Annotated in this window: 19 protein-coding genes; 8 read left to right on the plus strand and 11 right to left on the minus strand. The window is 60.8% G+C overall.

The features are described 5' to 3' along the window. The first annotated feature begins 377 nt into the window (after nt 1–377). Nucleotides 378–653, plus strand: coding sequence for a CtrA inhibitor SciP (sciP, locus tag PYH37_RS26340; protein WP_003527546.1), 276 nt, complete (start codon nt 378–380; stop codon nt 651–653). A gap of 209 nt (nt 654–862) precedes the next feature. Further along, nucleotides 863–1,144: a GNAT family N-acetyltransferase gene (locus PYH37_RS26345; protein WP_280734402.1), complete on the plus strand. Its 282-nt coding sequence runs from the start codon at nt 863–865 to the stop codon at nt 1,142–1,144. Between the two features lie 187 nt (nt 1,145–1,331). Here PYH37_RS26345 and PYH37_RS26350 read toward each other — a convergent pair whose 3' ends face one another. Further along, nucleotides 1,332–1,682, minus strand: coding sequence for a flagellar export protein FliJ (locus PYH37_RS26350; protein WP_280734403.1), 351 nt, complete (start codon nt 1,680–1,682; stop codon nt 1,332–1,334). Nucleotides 1,683–2,225: 543 nt separating this feature from the next. On the opposite strand from PYH37_RS26350, the gene ctrA reads away from it, so the two are divergent. Beyond that, the gene (gene ctrA, locus PYH37_RS26355; protein WP_280734405.1) at nt 2,226–2,927 is read left to right on the plus strand and encodes a response regulator transcription factor CtrA; all 702 of its coding nucleotides are present in this window, start codon (nt 2,226–2,228) and stop codon (nt 2,925–2,927) included. A gap of 305 nt (nt 2,928–3,232) precedes the next feature. On the opposite strand, the gene PYH37_RS26360 is transcribed toward ctrA, so the two are convergent. Further along, nucleotides 3,233–3,595 (minus strand): response regulator, encoded by a 363-nt coding sequence (locus tag PYH37_RS26360; RefSeq protein ID WP_280734406.1) that lies wholly within the window; start codon nt 3,593–3,595, stop codon nt 3,233–3,235. 362 nt (nt 3,596–3,957) lie between these two features. Continuing rightward, on the minus strand, nt 3,958–4,602 hold the full coding sequence (gene chpT / locus PYH37_RS26365; protein WP_280734407.1) for a histidine phosphotransferase ChpT: 645 nt from the start codon (nt 4,600–4,602) through the stop codon (nt 3,958–3,960). A 348-nt stretch (nt 4,603–4,950) separates the two neighbouring features. Here chpT and PYH37_RS26370 point away from each other — a divergent pair, with 348 nt between their 5' ends. Together PYH37_RS26370 and PYH37_RS26375 are read left to right on the plus strand one after the other, a co-directional pair. Then, on the plus strand, nt 4,951–5,553 hold the full coding sequence (locus tag PYH37_RS26370; protein WP_280734408.1) for a DUF1134 domain-containing protein: 603 nt from the start codon (nt 4,951–4,953) through the stop codon (nt 5,551–5,553). Between the two features lie 163 nt (nt 5,554–5,716). Then, nucleotides 5,717–6,874, plus strand: coding sequence for a coiled-coil domain-containing protein (locus tag PYH37_RS26375; protein WP_280734409.1), 1,158 nt, complete (start codon nt 5,717–5,719; stop codon nt 6,872–6,874). Between the two features lie 51 nt (nt 6,875–6,925). Here the strand turns inward: PYH37_RS26375 and PYH37_RS26380 are convergent, their stop codons facing one another. Together PYH37_RS26380 and PYH37_RS26385 are read right to left on the minus strand one after the other, a co-directional pair. Continuing rightward, nucleotides 6,926–7,762: a TrmH family RNA methyltransferase gene (locus PYH37_RS26380; RefSeq protein WP_280734410.1), complete on the minus strand. Its 837-nt coding sequence runs from the start codon at nt 7,760–7,762 to the stop codon at nt 6,926–6,928. Nucleotides 7,763–7,766: 4 nt separating this feature from the next. Next, nucleotides 7,767–8,150 (minus strand): hypothetical protein, encoded by a 384-nt coding sequence (locus PYH37_RS26385; protein ID WP_280734412.1) that lies wholly within the window; start codon nt 8,148–8,150, stop codon nt 7,767–7,769. 28 nt (nt 8,151–8,178) lie between these two features. Between PYH37_RS26385 and PYH37_RS26390 the strand changes: the two genes are divergently transcribed. Both PYH37_RS26390 and rpoH read left to right on the plus strand, forming a co-directional pair. Then, a complete protein-coding gene (locus tag PYH37_RS26390) occupies nt 8,179–9,219 on the plus strand; it encodes an RluA family pseudouridine synthase (RefSeq protein ID WP_280734413.1) in 1,041 nt (346 codons plus the stop codon). Between the two features lie 198 nt (nt 9,220–9,417). Then, a complete protein-coding gene (gene rpoH / locus PYH37_RS26395; RefSeq protein ID WP_280734414.1) occupies nt 9,418–10,323 on the plus strand; it encodes an RNA polymerase sigma factor RpoH in 906 nt (301 codons plus the stop codon). A 132-nt stretch (nt 10,324–10,455) separates the two neighbouring features. Here rpoH and PYH37_RS26400 read toward each other — a convergent pair whose 3' ends face one another. Next, on the minus strand, nt 10,456–12,750 hold the full coding sequence (locus PYH37_RS26400) for a hypothetical protein (protein WP_280734415.1): 2,295 nt from the start codon (nt 12,748–12,750) through the stop codon (nt 10,456–10,458). A gap of 65 nt (nt 12,751–12,815) precedes the next feature. Next, the gene (locus tag PYH37_RS26405; protein ID WP_280734417.1) at nt 12,816–14,114 is read right to left on the minus strand and encodes an adenylosuccinate synthase; all 1,299 of its coding nucleotides are present in this window, start codon (nt 14,112–14,114) and stop codon (nt 12,816–12,818) included. 198 nt (nt 14,115–14,312) lie between these two features. Here PYH37_RS26405 and PYH37_RS26410 point away from each other — a divergent pair, with 198 nt between their 5' ends. Continuing rightward, nucleotides 14,313–15,203 carry a DMT family transporter gene (locus PYH37_RS26410; RefSeq protein ID WP_280734418.1) on the plus strand — a complete coding sequence of 297 codons (891 nt, stop codon included), beginning with the start codon at nt 14,313–14,315 and terminating at the stop codon, nt 15,201–15,203. Nucleotides 15,204–15,294: 91 nt separating this feature from the next. Here the strand turns inward: PYH37_RS26410 and serA are convergent, their stop codons facing one another. The 4 genes from serA to PYH37_RS26430 all read right to left on the minus strand — a co-directional run bounded on the left by serA (nt 15,295) and on the right by PYH37_RS26430 (nt 20,542). Continuing rightward, nucleotides 15,295–16,890, minus strand: coding sequence for a phosphoglycerate dehydrogenase (gene serA / locus PYH37_RS26415; protein WP_280734419.1), 1,596 nt, complete (start codon nt 16,888–16,890; stop codon nt 15,295–15,297). A gap of 82 nt (nt 16,891–16,972) precedes the next feature. Next, a complete protein-coding gene (locus PYH37_RS26420) occupies nt 16,973–18,151 on the minus strand; it encodes a phosphoserine transaminase (RefSeq protein WP_280734421.1) in 1,179 nt (392 codons plus the stop codon). A gap of 163 nt (nt 18,152–18,314) precedes the next feature. Next, complete coding sequence (locus PYH37_RS26425) at nt 18,315–19,154, minus strand: outer membrane protein (RefSeq protein ID WP_280734423.1); 840 nt, start codon at nt 19,152–19,154, stop codon at nt 18,315–18,317. 560 nt (nt 19,155–19,714) lie between these two features. After that, nucleotides 19,715–20,542 carry an outer membrane protein gene (locus tag PYH37_RS26430; RefSeq protein WP_280734424.1) on the minus strand — a complete coding sequence of 276 codons (828 nt, stop codon included), beginning with the start codon at nt 20,540–20,542 and terminating at the stop codon, nt 19,715–19,717. Nucleotides 20,543–20,663: the final 121 nt, after the last annotated feature.

Here is a 20,663-nt window from a genome sequence, read left to right on the forward strand (position 1 = left end):
GTCGCCGTTGAAATACGGCTGCCGCTGGCCGCTTGCGGAAGCAGCGCGGCCGGTCACTCAAACATGTGATGCCCTAGGGTGAAATCCGGGAGCGTGCACACGGACGCTCATTCTTATGAGGCGCCCCAGTACCAAGAATTCCAGTCGAAGTGAAATGTGGTAATTGCATGGCTCCCCTGCCGAAACCGCGCAAATCTCGGGTTTTCCCGTCACTGCCTGGCGACAGGACGATGCGGCTGTCGCTCTTTTCGCCCGTCACCTCGTCGCCTGGAAGTGTCTCAAATTATGAGCAAATCGTTACTAACGGCTTAGGCAAATGTTAAATGTGGCAAGCTAAGGTCGCACCCATATGGTCTTGAGTTTGTGTAGAGAGTCCCATGACCGAAATGATGCGACCACGGGTAAAATATGTCATCGGCCCCGATGGCAGTCCTCTGACGATCGCGGATCTGCCGCCGGCCAATACTCGGCGCTGGGTGATCCGCAGGAAGGCGGAGGTGGTCGCCGCGGTGCGCGGCGGCCTTCTGAGCCTCGAAGAGGCATGCGAACGGTACACTCTGACCGTTGAGGAATTTCTTTCCTGGCAATCGTCCATCAACGACCACGGCCTGGCAGGCCTGCGCACCACGCGCATTCAGCAGTATCGCCACTGATCACCCGCAACAGGCCATAGTTCGAACCGGCGGCTCGGGAGTATCCCGCAGCCGCCGGTGTCGTTTCGTCGTCCGGAATCCCGGCCGGCCCCGCACAAGCGCGGCGTTGCGGTCCTTCAAGCTGCATGGAGCGCTGCGTCTTTTCAGATGCGTGGAGATCGCTGTAGCATCGGCGCAAGCAGCGACAGGATGAAAGCGAAGGAAGATTGATGGAGATCGCCCACGAGGAGACGAAGACGAAAGGCCGCTACACGGCAACGATCGAGGGGTGCACGGGCGAGATGACCTATTCCAGGTCGTCGCCGCGCCTTATCATCGTCGATCACACAATGGTACCGGACGAACTGCGCGGTAAGGGCGTGGGCCAGGCGCTTGCCAAGCATGCCATAGACGAGGCCCGAAAAGGCGGCTGGAAAATCATTCCGCTCTGCCCTTTCATGCGCGCGCAGGCCATGCGCCATCCGGATTGGCAGGACGTAATCCAGGCCTGAATCTCTGCCGAAACGAAAGACCCGCCCCGCCGGAACGGCCAGAGCGGCATGAGAAAATGTGTGCGGCTTTTCGCCCGCATCCCGCCTAAACGATCAGAATGGATCGATGATTTTGGGTCGATTCGACCCAAAATCATCGTGATCTAGGCGGGTTCGTTCGTAAAGGCGCCTACAGAGGCGCGCCTTGTCACGCGCGCAACCGGGCGGTCGTGTCCCGTTCTTCGAGCGCCGCCGCTTTCGCATATTCGGCCTGGACCTCCTCAAGCGCCAGTTCGGCCGCATCCTGTTGCGCCTTCAGCTCGCGAATCGACACCTGAAGATTATCGGCTCGCTGGCGGGCGGCCTTGGCGAAGGTCGGATAGGCAAAGTGCGACGGATCGGAAATCCCCGATTTTTTCTCTTCGAAAACAATCTGATTTTCCAGATCCTTGGTCATTCGCTCGAACTCAGACATCATCATCTGAAGCTGGGTCAACTGACGCTGCTTCTCCCGAACCTGAAATTCCTTCAGGCGGACAAGGCTCTCACGTGCTTTCATACGCAATACTCCCGTGGATACCGAGACCCCGGTTACTGATCCTACAGCGGCCGAGCGTCTTTCCAGACGCACGAAGGTCGCTGTAGCACTTGGAATTCCTGCATGTTTTATCCTTAAATCGGCTCCGATCTAAGGAAACATGCGCCCGTCATGCCGGCCCCGCGCGGGCCGGAAACAAAAAATCGACAGCACCTTAACAAATGCCTACCGCTGGTAACCTTTCGTTTACGGGCATCGTTAATCATAGGTGCGATGATTTAAGGCTCCGTAAATGCTGAAGCATGAAATATGGCACTTCACCCATTTACGAGTCGGAAGAGTCAGATAACGGCGCTTCCTCATGTATCGCGTGAAGAACGCCATTTTCAGATTCGCGTTTGGAATCAGGAGACTGCTAAAAATATTTAACATTCTCGATACACCTTGCCAGAGTGAATCAGAATTTGTTAACCATTTCGTGGCAGCCTCCAAATCAGGCAACGACTGGATCCGTATCGCGTAAGGGTGCCACGACGACCTTGGGCGGCGGAAAAGGGGAAGAATATGCGGGTTCTATTAATCGAAGACGACAGCGCGACAGCTCAAAGTATTGAGCTCATGCTTAAGTCCGAGAGTTTCAACGTCTACACCACCGATCTCGGAGAGGAAGGCGTCGACCTCGGCAAGCTTTATGACTACGACATCATTCTTCTCGACCTGAACCTGCCGGACATGTCCGGTTACGAGGTGTTGAGAACGCTGCGTCTGTCGAAGGTGAAGACCCCGATCCTGATTCTCTCGGGTATGGCCGGGATCGAAGACAAGGTCCGCGGTCTCGGCTTCGGTGCTGACGACTACATGACCAAGCCCTTCCACAAGGACGAGTTGGTGGCACGCATTCATGCGATCGTGCGCCGCTCCAAGGGCCACGCTCAGTCGATCATCTCCACCGGCGAACTGATCGTCAATCTCGACGCCAAGACTGTTGAAGTCGGCGGCCAACGCGTGCATCTGACCGGCAAGGAATACCAGATGCTCGAGCTCCTGTCGTTGCGCAAGGGCACGACGCTGACGAAGGAAATGTTCCTCAACCACCTCTATGGCGGCATGGACGAGCCGGAATTGAAGATCATCGACGTCTTCATCTGCAAGCTGCGCAAGAAGCTCGCGAACGCCGCGGGCGGAGCCAATTATATCGAAACGGTCTGGGGCCGCGGTTACGTGCTGCGCGAACCCGAGGGCAACGACTACCTGGAAACGGCCTGATCTTCCGCCGACTCGCGAGACGTCCAACCCGCCCTCAATCTGGGCGGGTTTTTTGTTTGAATGGACGTTCCGTCGTGGTGGGCCAGCCTCGGCCTACTGCATGTTTCCTTAAATCGGAGCCGATTTAAGGACAAAAACATGCAGCAATTCAAAGTGCTACAGCGACCTTTGTGCGTCTGAAAAGACGCACGACGCTGTAGGCGCCGCGGGCATTTTTTCAGCGAAGTCCTCTCGAGAGAGATGGCAACGAAAAAGCCGCAGCAATTTGCCGCGGCTGTTCTTCCATACATACTGCTTCGGTTCGGTCAGGCGGCCATCGATTGGCTGGCGAAGACGCTCGTCAGGATCTTGCGGTCGAAAGGCTTCAGCAGGAAATCATCGGCACCGGCGCGTTTGCCCGCCATCATCTTCTTCAGGTCCGCTTCGACGACGCAATAGTAGATGCGCACCGAGGTGCCCTCGGGCAGGCGGCGAATGTTTGCGATCAGATCGAGAGCCCCATCGAGCCCGGCGTCAACGATCAGGATGTTCGGCAGTTCTGCTTCGCAGCGCAGCAACGCTTCAAGGCTGCTCGGCGCTTCGAGAACCAGGAAACCCATGCCCGAAAGGATGCGTTTTCCGACCTTTCTCACGACGTCCGAGCCGTCAGCAATCATCAAGCGCCGCATGTTCCCTCCTTCACGCCTCGGACCACGACGACGTTGGGCTAAATCCACCAAAGTCATAAACGTGATCGGTTTCAACAGGTCAGAGCGGAAAGCGGGCGGAAAACCGCTGATACGTTCTCATCCAGCTCTGCGCATGCGAACCACAACCATGAAACAACCCTATACAGATTTGGCGAAGAAACCGTTACCAGCGCTGCTTAACGCTTCCTTTTCCTTCGATGCCAAGCTCGTGAATCCGTTAACGTTTCCAAATAGCCGAGAAGAAAAAACCAGCTTTCGTCCGGCGCGAAACGAAAAGTCCTCCGGCAGGCGCACCCGCGGAGGACCTTGTTCGTACCATTTCAGCGGGCGACGCGCTTAGCTCAGGCTTCGACCCGTGCCGTGAAGATGATTTCTTCGCCGGTCGAAGCCACCTCGATCGCCATGCCTGCCTCTTCGCCCAAAAGAACGGTGTAATAGGGCTGGATCGAATGTGCATCGACCGCCTCCTCCGGAGTACCGGAAAGCAGTTCCACCAGCTTCGGCGGCACGCGCATCATCCGGCCCTTGGCGACGAGGGTGAAGGTCGCGTCGAGTTCCGGGTTTTCCAGCGTGATATCGATCGATCCGCCGCGCGGGATCGCACCATAGGCGATCAAGAACAGGTTCAGGAGCAACTTGACGCGATTCTTGGCGATGATCGCACGTGGGCCATTCCAGGTGATCTCGGTTTTCTTATCGGCGGCTGCGAAATCCTTGGCGGCCTTTTCGGCTTCACCGGTGTCGATTGACGCACCGACCGAACCCGATGCACCGAAGGCAAGGCGGGCGAATTTTAGCCGAACAGAGGCGTTGAGCGCACTCGTGCGGATCAGGTCCATCGCATCGGCATCTGCGCCGCCTTCGTCCAGAAGCTCAAGACCGTTGTTGATGGCGCCGACCGGCGAGATGATGTCGTGGCAAACGCGGCTGCAGAGCAGCGCGGCCAAATCGGGCCCCGTCAATGTCAGGTTCGGATTCTTTGCCATCGTTCTTCCTTGTTCGATTCCCAGCCGGGCCAGCGGCTCCAGAGTGTGCCCGATAAGAGCTCCCACGCGACCATGAACCGCGCAGGCAACAGCCGCCTGTCAGAAGGCCATAATGACATCACATTTGGTAAACCGATTGTTAAGATGATCGGTTCAAATTGGTGACGCACCCTGGTTTCGGTCGGATTTACTGGAAGCAGATGAGGTGCGCTAGTTCCAATTGGCGGAGCGTCCCATGCGTGCTCACTTGAAGCGTGGGCCTCTCGAAACGCCCAGACCCGCGCGGGCCGCGCAGTCCGGTCATGATGGCCGGCGCGCGAGCCGCTTTCGCGCCTGACGGAGGAAACGATGCAGCCGATCATGAAGGCAACCTCAATGGCTGTCCGCGCTATCCTGACCACGATGCTGCTGATAGCAGGCGCTCTGATGACTGGCGCCCTGTCCGCCGCTCACGCCCAGTCTCCGAACAGCCAGTATACGATGCAGGAGATCGTCGATGCCGGCCACGGCTTCTTCGGCGAAACGTCGGGCGGGCTGGCCAAGGTCGTCGAGCGCGCTTTCGAACGCTATGGTCTGCCGAACGGTTATATCCTCGGCCAGGAAGGTTCCGGCGCCTTCATCGCCGGCCTCACCTACGGCGAGGGCGAGCTTTACACGAAGAACGCCGGGCAGCACAGCGTCTTCTGGCAGGGGCCTTCGCTCGGTCTTGACTGGGGCGGCCAGGGCAGTCGCGCCATGATGCTCGTCTACAATCTCTCGAGCGTCCCGGCTCTTTACAAGCGTTTCGGCGGCGTTTCCGGCTCCGCCTATGTCGTCGCAGGTGTCGGCATGACCGTGCTCACGGACGACCAGGTGGTGGTCGTGCCCATCCGCACCGGCATCGGCGCGAGGCTCGGCGTCAATGTCGGCTATCTCAAGCTGACCCAGCAGCCGACCTGGAATCCCTTCTGAGATGTCTTGAAGCAGGCCACGGCGATATTCCTGGATCTGAAAAGCTATGCCGTCTTGCAGTAATGCTTGCAGCTTTGCAGGCGTCATGTTTACTGCGGGAAAAGGAAATGACTGCCCGACGGGTGGGATGTCCGGATCCGGTCGAGTTTGAAATGGCCAGCACGTGATTGAATATGCGCTTCTCTTTGCCCTCGGTTTCCTGACGGCAGTTGTGATCGGCCTTCTGGTCGCGCCCGCCATTCAACGACGGATCGTCCGCTTTGCCGAGGACCGGCTGAAGGCGACGATGCCTTTGAGCCCCCAAGAAGTGCGGGCTCAGAAGGACGCTGCGCGGGCGACCTACGCCGCCGAAAGTGCCAAGACGCTGCAGGCGCTCCGCCGCGAGCGCGACAAGAGCGTCACGCTGATGCTGCAGAACGAAAGGACCCTCCAGGAGGCTCGCAGGCTCACCGGCGAGAATGCCGATCTGCATGCCCAACTCGCGGACATGAACGTCGAAGCCGCCGACATGCGCTCCGTCATCCGGCAGCTTGAGCAACGTCTCGAACGCATGAAGGCGACAAGTGAAACCACCGAGCGCGATCGCGGGATCAAAGACAAGGCGATCCGCGCCTTGAACGGCAAGCTCGACAAGCACGCGGCCGATCTCGACAATCATCGGATAGACCAGGCTGCACGCGAGACCGAAATCGAGCATCTGAAGAGCCGGCTGGCCGTGCTGCGCGACGAGCGTGAGGCGCTGCGCGCCGATTTGAAGGCCGAAAGTGCGCGCGCACGGGAAATGGAGCTGCGTCTCGGCAAAGACGAGAACCTTATTCGTCAGCTCGAGAGCAGGCTTGCCCGCGAAACGGCGGCCAATGCCGACCGGGAGAGCGCGCTTGAACGACGGGGCGAAGAGATCGAAAGATTGAAGACGAAGCTGAAGGACGTGACCCAGGAGGTGCGGGAGGCGACAAAGGCGCTTCGCGCAGCCGGCGTGGCTTTGCCGAGACGATTGGAACAGAAAGACGCCGCCACGGACGCCGTGAACAGTGAACCGAAAAGGCCGGCGCGGGATCTCGATACCGACGGGCTTTCGGAGGACCTGAGGAACCGCGCGACCGCGCTTTCCGAACGTCTCGCCAACTCGAAATCCGGCGCCCATGACGACGCGCTCCGCGAGGAAGTCGCCGAGATTGCCGCCGGCATGGTCGCCCTCACCGCTATGCGCGAGGGCAAGCCCTCCCCGATCCACGGCCTTCTCGCGGCCGAAAAGGCCAGAAAGCAGGGCACCCGGAAGAGCCTGGCAAGTCGGGCAAAAGAAATTCTGTCTCCCAAATGAGAATGGCGGCGGCCGAGCGACGAGCCATCAATGGCGAGCCGCCGTCCAAGCTCAAATTCGGCCGTTGACGCTTGCAACCTGATACAGCGCTATGCCCGCGGCCATGGCCACGTTCAGGCTGTCCAAGCCCGGCCGCTGGCGTATTCGCGCCGTATGGACCGACGACAGAATAGCCTCCGGCAGTCCCTCGCCTTCTGTGCCGACAAGCAATGCCGTGCGCGGTGCCGGCGGTATCCCGGCAATATCGGTTTCGCCGCTCGGCGACAGACCCCAGATCTCGAAGCCCGCGGCTCGCAGCCGCTCGATGAGCGATGCCGCGGTACCCTCCCGGGCGAAGGGCAATGTCAGCACCGATCCGACCGAGACGCGGATCGCCTTGCGATACATCGGATCGCAGCTTGATGCGTCCATCAGCAAGGCGTCGACGCCGAAGGCAGCAGCATTGCGAAACAGCGTTCCCATATTGTCGTGGTTCGATATGCCGCAGGCGGCAAGAACGAGGCTCGACGCGGGAAGACCGGCGATGAGCGTGTCCATGCCGGGCATCGCGTCGCGTCGCCCGAGCGCCAGCACGCCGCGATGCATGTTGAAACCCGCGATCGCGTCGAAGACTCTGGCTTCCGCCGCAAAGACCGGGACGTCGGCCGGAAATTCGGCAAGCACGTCTGCAAGGCCGGCGATCCGATTCTCAAGAAGCAGGATAGCCTCGGCGGCGACGCCGCGCCCGGCGCGATGCGCGGCCGCCAACATGCGCAACACCACGGTACCTTCGGCGATGAACCGGCCCTGTCGCCCGGTGAGGTCACGCTCCCTGATCGAAACGAACCCGGCAATGCGCGGATCCGACGGATCCTCGATGCGGACAGGATGCCTTGGGGGCCCGGGCATGGCGTCAATTGGTCCTGACTGTGATGTCCGCGATAATGCGCCCGGCCTTCATGTCGAAGACGATCGCGCGCGGTTCGGCACCCGGCAGACTGCCATAGAAGAGCAGTTGCGAGCCGGAAAGCGCGATATCGCTCACGGAGAAGCCGGCCGGCAGCGCCGCAATGGCGCTGACAGGAGCATCGCCCGGCACGGTCGCCATGGTCTCGGCCGGATCAGCGCCGCCTTCCGTCCGCGTCAGCTTGTAGACAATCGTCCCGAGGACGGCCATAAGCATGACCAGCATCACGCCCGCCGAGACGAGTTGCAGGCGCACCATCTTGCGGCGGACGTTCTCCATCGCCGGATCAAGCGGCTTGTCTTCCTGGTCATCGGGGTCGATTGCAGTCATGGCTGGCTTTCTATCGGAATTGAGTGGAATGAACGATCCCTTTAAACAAGCCACCGGCAATAGGAAAGTCCTGAGGGCGGACGAGCACGCCGCCGGACGTCTGGACGCCTTCCTCACAGACGCACTTTCCGGCGAATTTTCCCGCAATCGCATCAAGAGCCTGATCGAGCAAGGCGCCGTTTCGCTCAATGGTGCAACGATTGTCGAACCGAAGAGAAAGGTTCGCCCGGGTGACGCCTTGGAGATCCACTTGCCGGAACCCGAGGATCCTGAACCGAAGGGCGAGGATATCCCGCTCGACGTGCTTTACGAGGACGACGACCTGATCGTACTCGTCAAGCCGCCTGGCCTGGTGGTGCATCCGGGCGCCGGCAATTGGACCGGGACACTCGTCAACGCTCTCATTCATCATTGCGGCGATAGTCTTTCTGGGATCGGCGGCGTCAAAAGGCCGGGCATCGTTCATCGATTGGACAAGGAAACAAGCGGCGTCATGGTCGTGGCGAAGAATGACGCCGCCCATCGCCACCTTTCCGACCAGTTCGCCGATCACGGTCGCACGGGGCCGCTCGAACGCGCCTATTGGGCGGTGGTCTGGGGACGGCCGCGCCAGTTGAAAGGTACGATCAACGCCCCGCTCGGTCGGGCCGGAGATCGGACGAAGCGTGCCGTCAAGCGCGAGGAAAGCGACGACGCGCGCGAGGCCATCACACACTACGAGGTTGTCGAGCGCTATCTCGAAAAGCCGGACGGAACCAGCCTCGCCTCGACCGTCGAATGCCACCTCGAGACCGGCCGCACCCACCAGATTCGCGTCCACATGGCCCATATCGGCCATCCGCTGATCGGCGATCCCGACTATGGTTCCGCGTTCCGAACCAAGGCCAATCTCCTGCCGGAATCGGCGAAAGCCGTCGTCAACGGCTTTCGCCGTCAAGCGTTGCACGCCTTCATGCTTCAGTTCGAGCACCCTTCGACAGGCGAAACGATGCATTTCGAGGCTCCGATGCCGGCGGATATGGAAGCATTGATCGCCGCTTTGCGCGCAGAAGAGCGATCAAGCCCTTGAATTCGCGAGACAGGATTCCAATCTTATAGAAGCTTCAATGCGCGACACGCCCTTCCTCTGGTCTCACGACAGCGTGAAACCGGAGTCCTTGAATCATGCTTTCGCCGTACTTATCTTCTAGGATCGTGGGGTCTTGACGAAGACCCACATGCCCGGCCTGCCGTCTTGGAGGCTGGAGATGCACAAAGGGGGTGCTTCATGGCCCGCAATACTTTGCCGACCATTGCCGCTGGAGAGGGCGGCCTTAACCGCTATCTCGATGAAATCCGTAAATTTCCGATGCTCGAGCCGCAGGAAGAGTACATGCTCGCCAAGCGGTATCAGGAGCATGACGACCGCAACGCCGCACACAAGCTGGTGACAAGCCACCTTCGTCTCGTCGCCAAGATCGCGATGGGTTATCGCGGTTACGGTTTGCCGATCGGCGAAGTCGTGTCCGAAGGCAATGTCGGCCTGATGCAGGCAGTCAAGAAATTCGAGCCCGATCGCGGCTTCCGTCTGGCGACCTATGCGATGTGGTGGATCAAGGCCGCGATCCAGGAATATATCCTGCGTTCATGGTCGCTCGTCAAAATGGGCACGACTGCCAATCAGAAGCGGCTGTTCTTCAACCTGCGACGGCTGAAGGGCCGCATCCAGGCGCTGGATGAGGGCGATCTCAAGCCCGAACAGGTGAAGGAAATTGCCACGACGCTGAAGGTCAGCGAGGACGAAGTCGTTTCGATGAACCGTCGCCTGTCCGGCGATGCTTCGCTCAACGCGCCGATCAAGGCAAGTGAGGGCGACTCCGGACAATGGCAGGACTGGCTTGTGGACGATCACGACAATCAGGAAGAGATCCTGATTGAACAGGACGAGCTCGAGAGCCGCCGCGCCTTGCTCGCCAACGCCATGAAGGTGCTGAACGACCGCGAACGCCGCATCTTCGAGGCTCGTCGCCTGACCGAAGAGCCGGTAACCTTGGAGGAGCTTTCCACCGAGTTCGATATCAGCCGCGAACGCGTCCGGCAGATCGAAGTCCGTGCCTTCGAAAAGGTGCAGGAAGCGGTCCGCAAGGCCGCGCTGGAACGTGCCAGTGCTCTGCGCGTCGTCGAAGGCGCATAACAACAAAGTTACTGGTTTTACGGCAGCAAACAAAATCCCGGCTGGGTGAACCTCCAGCCGGGATTTTTCGTATTCTTATTCCAGTTCTGCTACACCTCGCGTCTGTTCGGACGCGCGGCGGAATAGCAGCAACTACTGTCCGCTGGTCGCGGTGCTGCCGAGAGCGCCCCAGGCCTGCATGGCCTTGGTGAAGGCCTCCGTGCCGCTGGCCCCCTTCTCCAGGGTCAACAAGGCGCGACGCCCATTCCTGTAGGTGATCGGAATATCGATCCAGCTGCGGCTGCGCAGGAGCTCGGTATTGTTGCCGACCGCCTCGGCGAAATCATTGAGCGCGATCATGTGAAAATCGTCGGTGATTTTCGCCGGAACCGCGATCAGCGGATCGCCGCGATCCTGCTCGGTGCGCTTCATCGAGACGCGCTGGACGCCGTCGATGCTGCCGCCTTCGAAGTTTTCCGGCAGCGAGAACACGAACTCGATTACGTGGCTCGCCGGCAATGACGGATCGGCGTTGCGCTTGATCGTCATCAATGCGGTAAGTCCGCGATCGGGAACGGTAATCTGGGCCTGGATCGCTGGCTCAGGCTTCGTATCGCCACCCGGCGATTCCTCCTTGATCGACCAGGCAACGGTGCCGGGAATCGCCGTCGGCGAGGATTGGCCGAGCCTCTCCTCATAGAGGAACATTTTCTCGCCGTCCGCGACGGAGATCTCCGGCTGCGCGGCCGGGCCGGCGTTCTGGTCCGTTGCCGGTGCGGAAGCCTGACCGGCTGCTGCCTGTTGTGCGCCTGGGCCAGCATTCTGGACCTGTCCGGTCTCCGTTTGCGGCGCTACGGACTTGCCTTCCTGCGAGGCTGCAGTGCCGTTCATGCCCGCGGCGCCTTCGTCCCGTTCGGATCCGTCGGCAAGCAGTCGTTGCGTAAACTTGGTCGAACCGGCCTCCGGCGGAGCGGTATCGTCTTGCGTGCCGGACTGCTCGGTAGAGCGGTCCGCCGGATCGGTCTGGCCGGCAGGTGTCTCGGGCGTATCGGGTCCTGCTGGCATGATTTTGGCAATCATAGCCGACAGCCAGGCGTTACCCGCCTCCCTGTTCTGCCAATAGGCATAGCCGCCGCCGCCGAGAAGAAGCGCGATCACCAGACCGATGACCAAGCGCTTGATGTTGAACCGGGCGGGCTTGGGCGTGGCGCGATAGGATGTGGGCCGCACCGGCGCAGAAGCTGGCGGCTCGCCGATGCTGCTTTCGTCTTCCTTGGCGGATCCCGCCGCGCCATTTGCAGTGCGCCCCCCGTTATCAAAGCCCAGCAAATCATCGATGTGGTCCCAGGTGCCGGCGCGCTCGTCGTGACTGGCGGCTGCAGGCGCCTTTTCCACCGGCCATGACCACTCGGAGATGTCGGCCTCGGCAGCCTTGTCCTTCTTGCTCTTCGGTGCGGTTGCAAAGGGATCGCTATCGTCGAAGGACCAGGAGCGCGCAGTCTCCGCTTCGGCTGGGCGTTGCTCGGATTCCGTCTCCTCGTGCTCGACCGGGTGCATCCCCAGCCGCTCCGGCGCGCCGGCAGGTTCTTCGTGCTCAGGTGCCTCGGCTGCACCTTCAGGTGCATCTGTCTTTGCAACAGGCGCCGTCTCTTCCCATTCGGGCAGCTCCCATTCAGACGGTGCCTCTTTCGGCGGTGCGGCTTCGAGCGGGGGCTCCGAGGGGGGCGGCTCTATGGCGTCGGCCTGCGTCTCGCCATGCTCCCGATGGAAATCTTCCTCAGCCGGCTCGGCAGCCATCTGCTCTTGGCTGGCGTCGACCTCGCGCTCGATCGGCGGTTCCTCGGCAGGCGAGACCCACCGCGGCACCTCATCAGCCTCGTCGATCGGTCGTTCGCCCTGCACCGAGGGCTCCTGCTCCGGTTCCGTCGCGGGCGCATCGGCGGCAAACGTGTCTTCCTCCGCCATCCCGTGTGCCGCATCCTCCTCGGATGAAGCGGCTTCGGTGATCTCGGCATCGTCTGCGCGGGGGGCGGAAAGCGCCGGCTCGTTAATACCCGCCGTTTCCTCGGTGGGCTCGTCGACGGGTGTCTCGGGCGCAACCTCTTCAGCTTCAGCCTCAGCCTCGGCAGCCGCTGCGGGCTCCGCGTCCTGATCAGCCGGCGCAGGTTGCTCCTGCTGGGCAGGCGTTTCGATCACGCTCGGTTCGACCGCCTCAGTCTCCTCGACTGCTGGCAGAGCCTCGGCGTGCTCGCTTTCGACCTCATTGATTGCCTGTTCCAGCTTGTTGAGCTGGCGGTTGATCATGTCGTCCGATGGCCGCGGGTTCATGTTCTCGAGCTGACGGCGCACGGCACTGCGCGCCTTCTCGTACACCCGGTCTCGCATCTCGGGTGTGTTTTCCGACAGGCCGTCAACCGTCCTGCGAATAACTGCAACAAAATCCGCCATCAGAACTTTCTCATACTCTCAGGCAATGCATATGCAATGTAATGCGACTGTCATTTGCGCCGACACTAGTCCTCAAAAGGGTCCGTCACAAGTATCGTGTCGTCGCGTTCGGGGCTGGTGGAAAGAAGCGCAACGGGTGCGCCGATCAGCTCCTCGACCTGGCGAACATACTTGATCGCCTGCGCCGGAAGATCGGCCCAACTGCGGGCGCCGACGGTCGATTCTTTCCAGCCTTCGAGCGTAATATAGACCGGCTTCACCGAAGCTTGCTGCGCCTGGCTTGCAGGAAGATGGTCGATCTGTTGTCCATCCAGGGTATAGCCGACGCAAATCTTCAGCTCATCGAGACCATCCAGCACATCGAGCTTCGTGAGCGCGATGCCGGTTATCCCGTTGGCGGCAACTGACTGGCGCACGAGTGCGGCGTCGAACCAGCCGCAACGGCGTTTGCGCCCGGTGACCGTCCCGAATTCATGGCCGCGTTCGCCGAGAAACTGGCCGATGTCGTCGTTGAGCTCGGTTGGAAACGGCCCTTCGCCGACGCGCGTCGTATAAGCCTTGGTGATGCCGAGAATATAGCCGAGCGACCCCGGCCCCATGCCGGAGCCGGCGGCCGCCTGACCGGCGACCGTATTGGATGAGGTGACGAAGGGGTAAGTACCGTGATCGATATCGAGCAGCGTGCCCTGCGCCCCCTCGAACAGAATGCGCGCGCCCTTGCGGCGCTCTTTGTCGAGCAGCAGCCAGACCGTATCCATGAACGGCAGCACCCGTGCCGCGACGGAGGACAGTTCGTCCATGATCGCATGGTGGCTGATTTCCACCTCGCCCAATCCGCGCCGCAGCGCATTGTGATGCGTCAGCAGGCGATCGACCTTCGCCGGCAGGGTGTCCAGGTCGGCGAGGTCCATGACGCGAATGGCGCGACGGCCGACCTTGTCCTCATAGGCCGGACCGATGCCGCGGCGGGTCGTGCCGATCTTTGTCCCGCTGTTCGAGGCCGCGTCCTCGCGGAAGCCGTCGAGCTCACGATGCAGCGACAGAATGAGCGTGGCGTTGTCGGCTATGCGCAGGTTGTCAGGGGTGACCTTGACGCCCTGATTGGCAAGCTTGTCCATTTCCGCAATCAGCGCATGCGGATCGACCACGACGCCGTTGCCGATGACCGCAAGCTTCCCGGGCCGGACGACGCCTGACGGCAGCAGCGACAGCTTGTAGCTGACGCCGTCGATCACCAGGGTGTGGCCGGCGTTGTGACCGCCCTGGAAGCGCACGACGATGTCGGCGCGCTCCGAAAGCCAGTCCACAATCTTGCCTTTGCCTTCGTCCCCCCACTGGGATCCGACCACCACGACATTCGTCATAATTCTCTTCCTGTTCACGCGCACAAGGAATTGTGCTGTTCTCAAACCCGCGCATCTATACTGTGTTGTCTTGCGGAAAGCGACCCCGTTGTGACCCGCAGCCAGGCCTTTTTGCATGACAAGCTATGGCTTTACCGCCTATACCTGCAAACTCTTCCGCCTCCCCCGGCACCCTCCACTTTCCCGCATGGATCGCTCGTGAACTCCAGGGCCTATCTCTATCTCTCTGTCACAGCACTCTTTTGGGGCGGCAATTCAGTTGCGGGCAAAATGGCTGTCGGGCATGTGAGTCCGATGATGCTGACCTCGTTGCGCTGGCTGATCGCGCTCGCCGTCATCCTGGCACTGATGACGCCGCAGATCCGCCGCGACTGGGATAAGATCCGCCTGCACTGGCTGCAATTGCTGGCCTATGGCGCCGTCGGCTTCACCCTGTTCAACGCGTTTTTATATTCGGCGGTGAAGTATACGAGCGCTATCAATGCCGTGATCATGCAGGCCGGCATTCCGATGCTGATCTTTCTCTTCAACTTCGCGCTTTTCCGCACGAAAGCCTCGATTGCACAAGTTATCGGCTTCACGGTGACGCTGATTGGAGTGCTGACCACGGCCGCGCACGGCGATCTTGCCAGCCTCCTGCAGTTGCGGTTGAATTTCGGCGATGCGCTGATGATCCTCGCTTGCATCGTCTACGCTGCCTATACGGTCGCGCTACGATGGAAGCCCGCGATGCACTGGCAAAGCTTCATCGCCGCTCCGGCATGCGGTGCGCTCCTCAGCGCCATTCCGCTGCTCATCTGGGAGTTCGGGAAGGGCAATGCAATCGTTCCGGACGCAACCGGCTGGGCGATCGTCGTCTACGCAGCGATCTTCCCGTCACTGATGTCGCAGGTCCTCTACGTGCGCGGCGTCGACATGATCGGCGCCAATCGCGCCGGCCTGTTCATCAACGCCATACCTGTATTCGGAACGCTTCTCTCCGTACTCCTCGTCGGAGAAGCCTTCCGTCCGTTTCACCTGGTGGCGTTGCTGCTCGTCCTCGGCGGCATCGCCATCGCCGAGCGCGGCCGGCCGAAACCGCCGCGGTGACAACGCCAAATTCGCAGGCTTTCCATCATGTAAAAAAGAACGCGCCGGAAATCCGGCGCGTTCTGAACAGTCCACGAAGCCGGGCGAGCGCTTATTCGATGTTGAACACCAGCGGCTTCGCCTGGCGGACCGCCGGGTTCGCACGCAGCTTGTCGAGCACGATTTCAGAAACCGGACCGTCGACGTAAAGCAATGCGATCGCATCGCCGCCTGCCTTGTCGCGACCGAGCTGGAAGTTGGCGATGTTGACGTTGGCATCACCAAGGGTCGTGCCGATGAAACCGATCATGCCGGGAACGTCGGTGTTGGTGATATAGACCATGTGGGTTCCGACATCGGCATCGAGATTGATGCCCTTGATCTGGATGAAACGCGGCTTGCCGTCGGAGAAGACCGTACCGGCAACCGACCGGGTCTGGTTCGCCGTCCTTACGGTCAGCTTGATGTAGCCGTCGAAGACACCCGTCTTGTCGCGCTTGACCTCGGAAAGGATGATGCCCTTCTCTTTGATCATGATCGGCGCCGAGACCATGTTGACGTCCGCTACCTGCGGGCGGATGAGACCGGCGAGCACCGCGCTCGTCAGTGCCTTGGTGTTCATCGCCGCCGTAGAGCCGTCATAGAGGATCTCGATTTCCTTGATCGCGCTTTCGGTCACCTGCCCGACAAAGGCGCCGAGGACGTCGGCGAGCCGGATGAAAGGCTTGAGGATCGGCGCCTCCTCGGCCGTGATCGATGGCATGTTGATGGCGTTGCTGACCGCACCCTTGACGAGATAGTCCGACATCTGCTCGGCGACCTGCAACGCCACGTTCTCCTGCGCCTCGGTGGTGGAAGCGCCGAGATGCGGGGTGCAGACGACGTTTGGCAGCCCGAAGAGCGGGCTCTCGGTGGCGGGTTCCACCTCGAAGACGTCGAAGCCGGCCCCGGCGACGTGACCTGACTTCAGCGCCTCGGCAAGCGCCTTTTCATCGACGAGCCCGCCGCGGGCGCAATTGATGATGCGGACGCCGGGCTTGGTCTTCGCAATCGCTTCCGCGTTCAGGATGTTGCGCGTCCTGTCCGTGAGCGGCACGTGCAGGGTGATGAAGTCCGCCTGTGCGAGCAGTTCGTCGAGCTCGACCTTGACGACGCCCATTTCCTCGGCCCGCTCTTTCGAGAGGAACGGATCGTAAGCGACCACATGCATCTTGAGGCCGATGGCGCGCGCGCAGACGATCGATCCGATATTGCCGGCGCCAATGACGCCGAGCACCTTGCCGGTGATCTCGACCCCCATGAATTTCGACTTTTCCCACTTGCCGGCCTGGGTGGACCCATCAGCGGCGGGAAGCTGACGCGCGACGGCGAACATCAGCGCAATGGCGTGCTCGGCCGTGGTGATCGAATTGCCGAAGGGCGTGTTCATCACAATGATGCCGCGGCGCGAGGCTGCCGGAATATCGACATTGTCGACGCCGATGCCGGCGCGGCCGACCACCTTGAGATTGGTGGCGGCGGCAATCAGCTTCTCCGTCACCTTGGTGGCGGAGCGGATGGCGAGCCCATCATAATTGCCGATGATCTCGGCGAGGTTTTCCTTGTCCTTGCCAAGCTTCGGCTGGAAATCCACTTCGACGCCGCGGTCGCGAAAGATCTGGACGGCGGTTTCCGACAGTTCGTCGGATACGAGAACGCGAGGTGCCATGAAGGCCTCCTTGAGGATCAGGTCTGAACGGAACAATGGGTTGGCTTCGCCCCCTAAGAAGAGCGAAGCGCATCGCACGGGATCAGGCGGCGGCCTGCGAAAGCGAGGCCTTCTGAGTTTCGAAGGCCCAGGTCAGCCACGGCATCAGCGCTTCCATGTCGGAAGTCTCGATCGTGGCGCCGGCCCAGATACGAAGGCCCGACGGCGCGTCGCGATAGTGGCCGACGTCGAAGGCGACGCCTTCCTTTTCGAGGAGCGTGACCACGCCCTTGGCAAAGGCGGCCTGAGCATCCGCGTCGAGTGCCGCCACCTCGCGATCGGCGATCTTCAGGCAGACGGAGGTATTGGAGCGGGTTTCCGGCTTGACTGCCAGGTTAGCGATCCAATCATTGGCGGCGACGAAACGATGGATGACGTCGGCGTTTGCGTCCGCGCGCGCCATGAGGCCCTTGAGTCCGCCCACCGACTTGGCCCAGAAAAGCGCGTCGATATAATCCTCGACGCAGAGCATGGAGGGCGTATTGATCGTCTCGCCGGTGAAGATGCCTTCGATCAGCTTGCCGCCCTTGGTCATGCGGAAGATCTTCGGCAGCGGCCAAGCCGGGACGTAGGTCTCCAGCCGCTCCACCGCGCGAGGGCTGAGGATCAACACGCCATGGGCACCCTCGCCGCCCAGAACCTTCTGCCAGGAGAAGGTGACGACGTCGAGCTTGGCGAAGTCGAGAGCCTGCGCGAAAGCAGCCGAGGTTGCATCGCAGATCGTCAATCCCTTGCGGTCCGCAGGGATGAAATCGGCATTCGGAACGCGAACGCCGGATGTGGTGCCGTTCCAGGTAAAAACGACATCGCGGTCGAAGTCGACTTTGGCGAGATCCGGCAATTCGCCGTAGGGAGCTTCGAACTTGCGGGCATCGGCGAGCTTCAGTTGCTTGACGACATCGGTGACCCAGCCGGCGCCGAAGCTTTCCCAAGCCAGCACGTCGACGCCGCGCGCGCCGAGAAGCGACCAGAGCGCCATTTCGACGGCACCGGTGTCGGAAGCGGGCACGATGCCGATGCGGTAGTCCGCCGGCACTTCGAGAATTTCACGGGTAAGATCGATGGCCTGCTTCAGCTTCGCCTTGCCGACCTTGGCGCGGTGCGAACGACCGAGCGGTGCATCGGAGAGAGCGTCGAGCGTCCAGCCGGGGCGCTTCGAGCAGGGGCCAGAAGAAAAATGAGTATTTGCCGGGCGCAGGGCCGGCTTGGCAGGCTTCGTCATAATGCTATCCTCTCAGATAGAAGCCCCTCGTTGGGGAGGGGTGTCCCGCCGCTGGGAATATTGTGGGCCGGAGAGGAAGTCAAGCGGCTCGCGTCGCTTTTAAAAAAATTTATGGCGCTGCGGGTACATCTGCCGAAGCCATAAGAGCGGGGCGGACCGATCTTTACCAGAGAGCGAAACGCAGACCGGCGCGAATTTCATGACGGGAAAGGCCGTCATCGTGCCCCTTGGCGCCGCTCGCGCCCGCCAGCGCCTCCGCCCCGAAACCGAACATGTCGCCGCCCGCAATGTGCGAGTAGCGGTAGCTGAGATCGAGTTTCAGCCGATCCGTCACGTCATAGGACACGCCGGCCATCAGCGCGTAGGTAAAGCGCCAGCTGTCCCGCCCTTCATAGGACGTTGCACCCGCCGCGCCAGAGCAGGCGCCGCCGCCCGCCACGCAGACTGAAGTTTCGCGAACCGTGTTCCAATTGATATTGGTCGCACCGATGCCGGCGCCGAGATAGGGCGTAAAGCCGGCAAGCGTCGCCAGATCGACATAACCGTTCGCCATCAGCCCAAGCGCCGAAAAATTAGCGCTGTGGGAAGAAGCGCAGGATGTTCCGGCCCCTTCGCCCGCACATGGAACCGCTGACAGCGACGAACCGTCGAAGCGGCCCTCGAAATATTCGGCCGTCAGATCGGCGCGAAAAACATCGGTAAATTGATGGCCGATGCCGATAGTCCCGGAAACGGGCTTGTCGAATCGGGCGCTATCGAAGGGAACGTTGCTGTAGTTGCCGGTTCCGCCGTCAAAAGTGCGATAGAAGGGATCGCCCTCGTCCCGCCAGCCCGCATAACCGATGTCGCCACGCAGATAGAGTTGGCCGCTGTCATTTGCCTCAGGCGAAATGGTTATCTCCGGCGCGTCGAGCAGATTTTCGTCATCAGCGGCCTGGGCGAGGCAGGGCAAGAACAGGCCGGCGCCCAGGACGATGCCGCAAATCCCGTTTCGCCAATTCATGTCCCGCGCCCTCGCCAGTCGTCAACGCCATCCGAAAGTCATGGTGGCAAGCTCGCGTTAACTATTGGCAGGGACAAGTTAACCGTCGGTTAAGCATATTGATTGGGAAAAATTTAATGAATCCGGCACGGGGTGCTGAACCGCCGTTCGCCGAGAATGACTTTTCGGAGGGTCTAGCAAGCCAGGCATGACCTCTCGGCCCATCATCGGCCACCGCCCGACATACGAGCATCCATATCCTTCGCGTAGGCATGAATGTCTGTGCGGCGAGACAGCGCTCGCACGAGCAGACCATTTTGGCCGACGATCGCCCTTGCCTCGGCGTACTTGCGTCCAGTGATTGCCTCAACCTCAGAGAAGGTCATTCCGATGTCAACATCGCTGCCAGGAAGGAATTTTTGGGCCGGAGCGTCGTCCGCGTCTGGCAAGGAAATCCTCGATGCCGGGGCAGTATGGGCGAGGGTGACGAATGAATAAATTATGCAGAAAGCGAGCTTTGCGCGTCTGACAAGACGCGCAAAGCTGTATGGCGGCCTCACGAAGCGTACAGCTCGTAGCCTTTACTTATAGACGATCTGCTCCGGCGGCGGCGCATAGGGCGCTTCGCAGACGTTGCCGAAGGAATAGCGTAGGCCGGCCCGTGCCTCGTGCACATAGATGTCCTTGTCATAGGCCGGACCACCGCCGAGATTATAGCCGAACATGTTGCCGCCGTTGATATGGCGGAAGCGGTATCCGACGTCAGCCTTGAGATTGCAGGTCAGGTCCACGGCGGTACCGGCCATCAGCGCATAGGTGAAGCGCCACTCGCTTCTACCGCGATGCTCGACCGTCGGATCGCAGTTCGTGGGATCGGTGACGTCGCAGCTCGTATTGCGCAGCGTGCCCCATTTCACGCGCGTGCCGCCGATACCGGCACCGACATAGGGTGTGAAGGCGCCGTAAGTGCCGATATCTACGTAGGCGTTGGCGAGCAGGCTCCAGGCTGACATCGACGCAACGTCGTTCGAGACGCAATTGACGGCGACACCGCAGCCGCCGCTGGTCGAGCCGTTGAAATCGGCCTTGCCGAGATAGTCGAGCGTGACGTCGGTGCGCAGGTAGTTGGTGATCTGGTAGCCGACACCGCCGCCGAGGACATAGGAGTCGTCCACATCGGCCCTGTCGAAGTCAACCAGGTTGCTGTTGGAGCCCTGGAAATAGTGCGCGCCGCGCAGGTCATTCCAGGCGTATCCGACATCGCCCCGCAAATACCAGCCGCTGGTCTGGACAACCTCCACCGGCTGCTCGACGAACGGCGCCTCGGCGGGCGCCTGATAGACATCCGCTGCGTAAACTGACGTGCCGCTGAGCAGAATTGCAGCCACGCCACCTAAAATCTTCTTCATGCCCCACCCCAATACATTAGAATATCCTTGCTCGGCTGACTCGCATACGGAGCGGTCAGACCAGATGCTTGGAGTGCACAATGCAGGGGAAAGGTTAAGCCGCGATTAACTACAAAAATTT

This window comes from Sinorhizobium numidicum, assembly GCF_029892045.1.
GTDB lineage: Bacteria > Pseudomonadota > Alphaproteobacteria > Rhizobiales > Rhizobiaceae > Sinorhizobium > Sinorhizobium numidicum.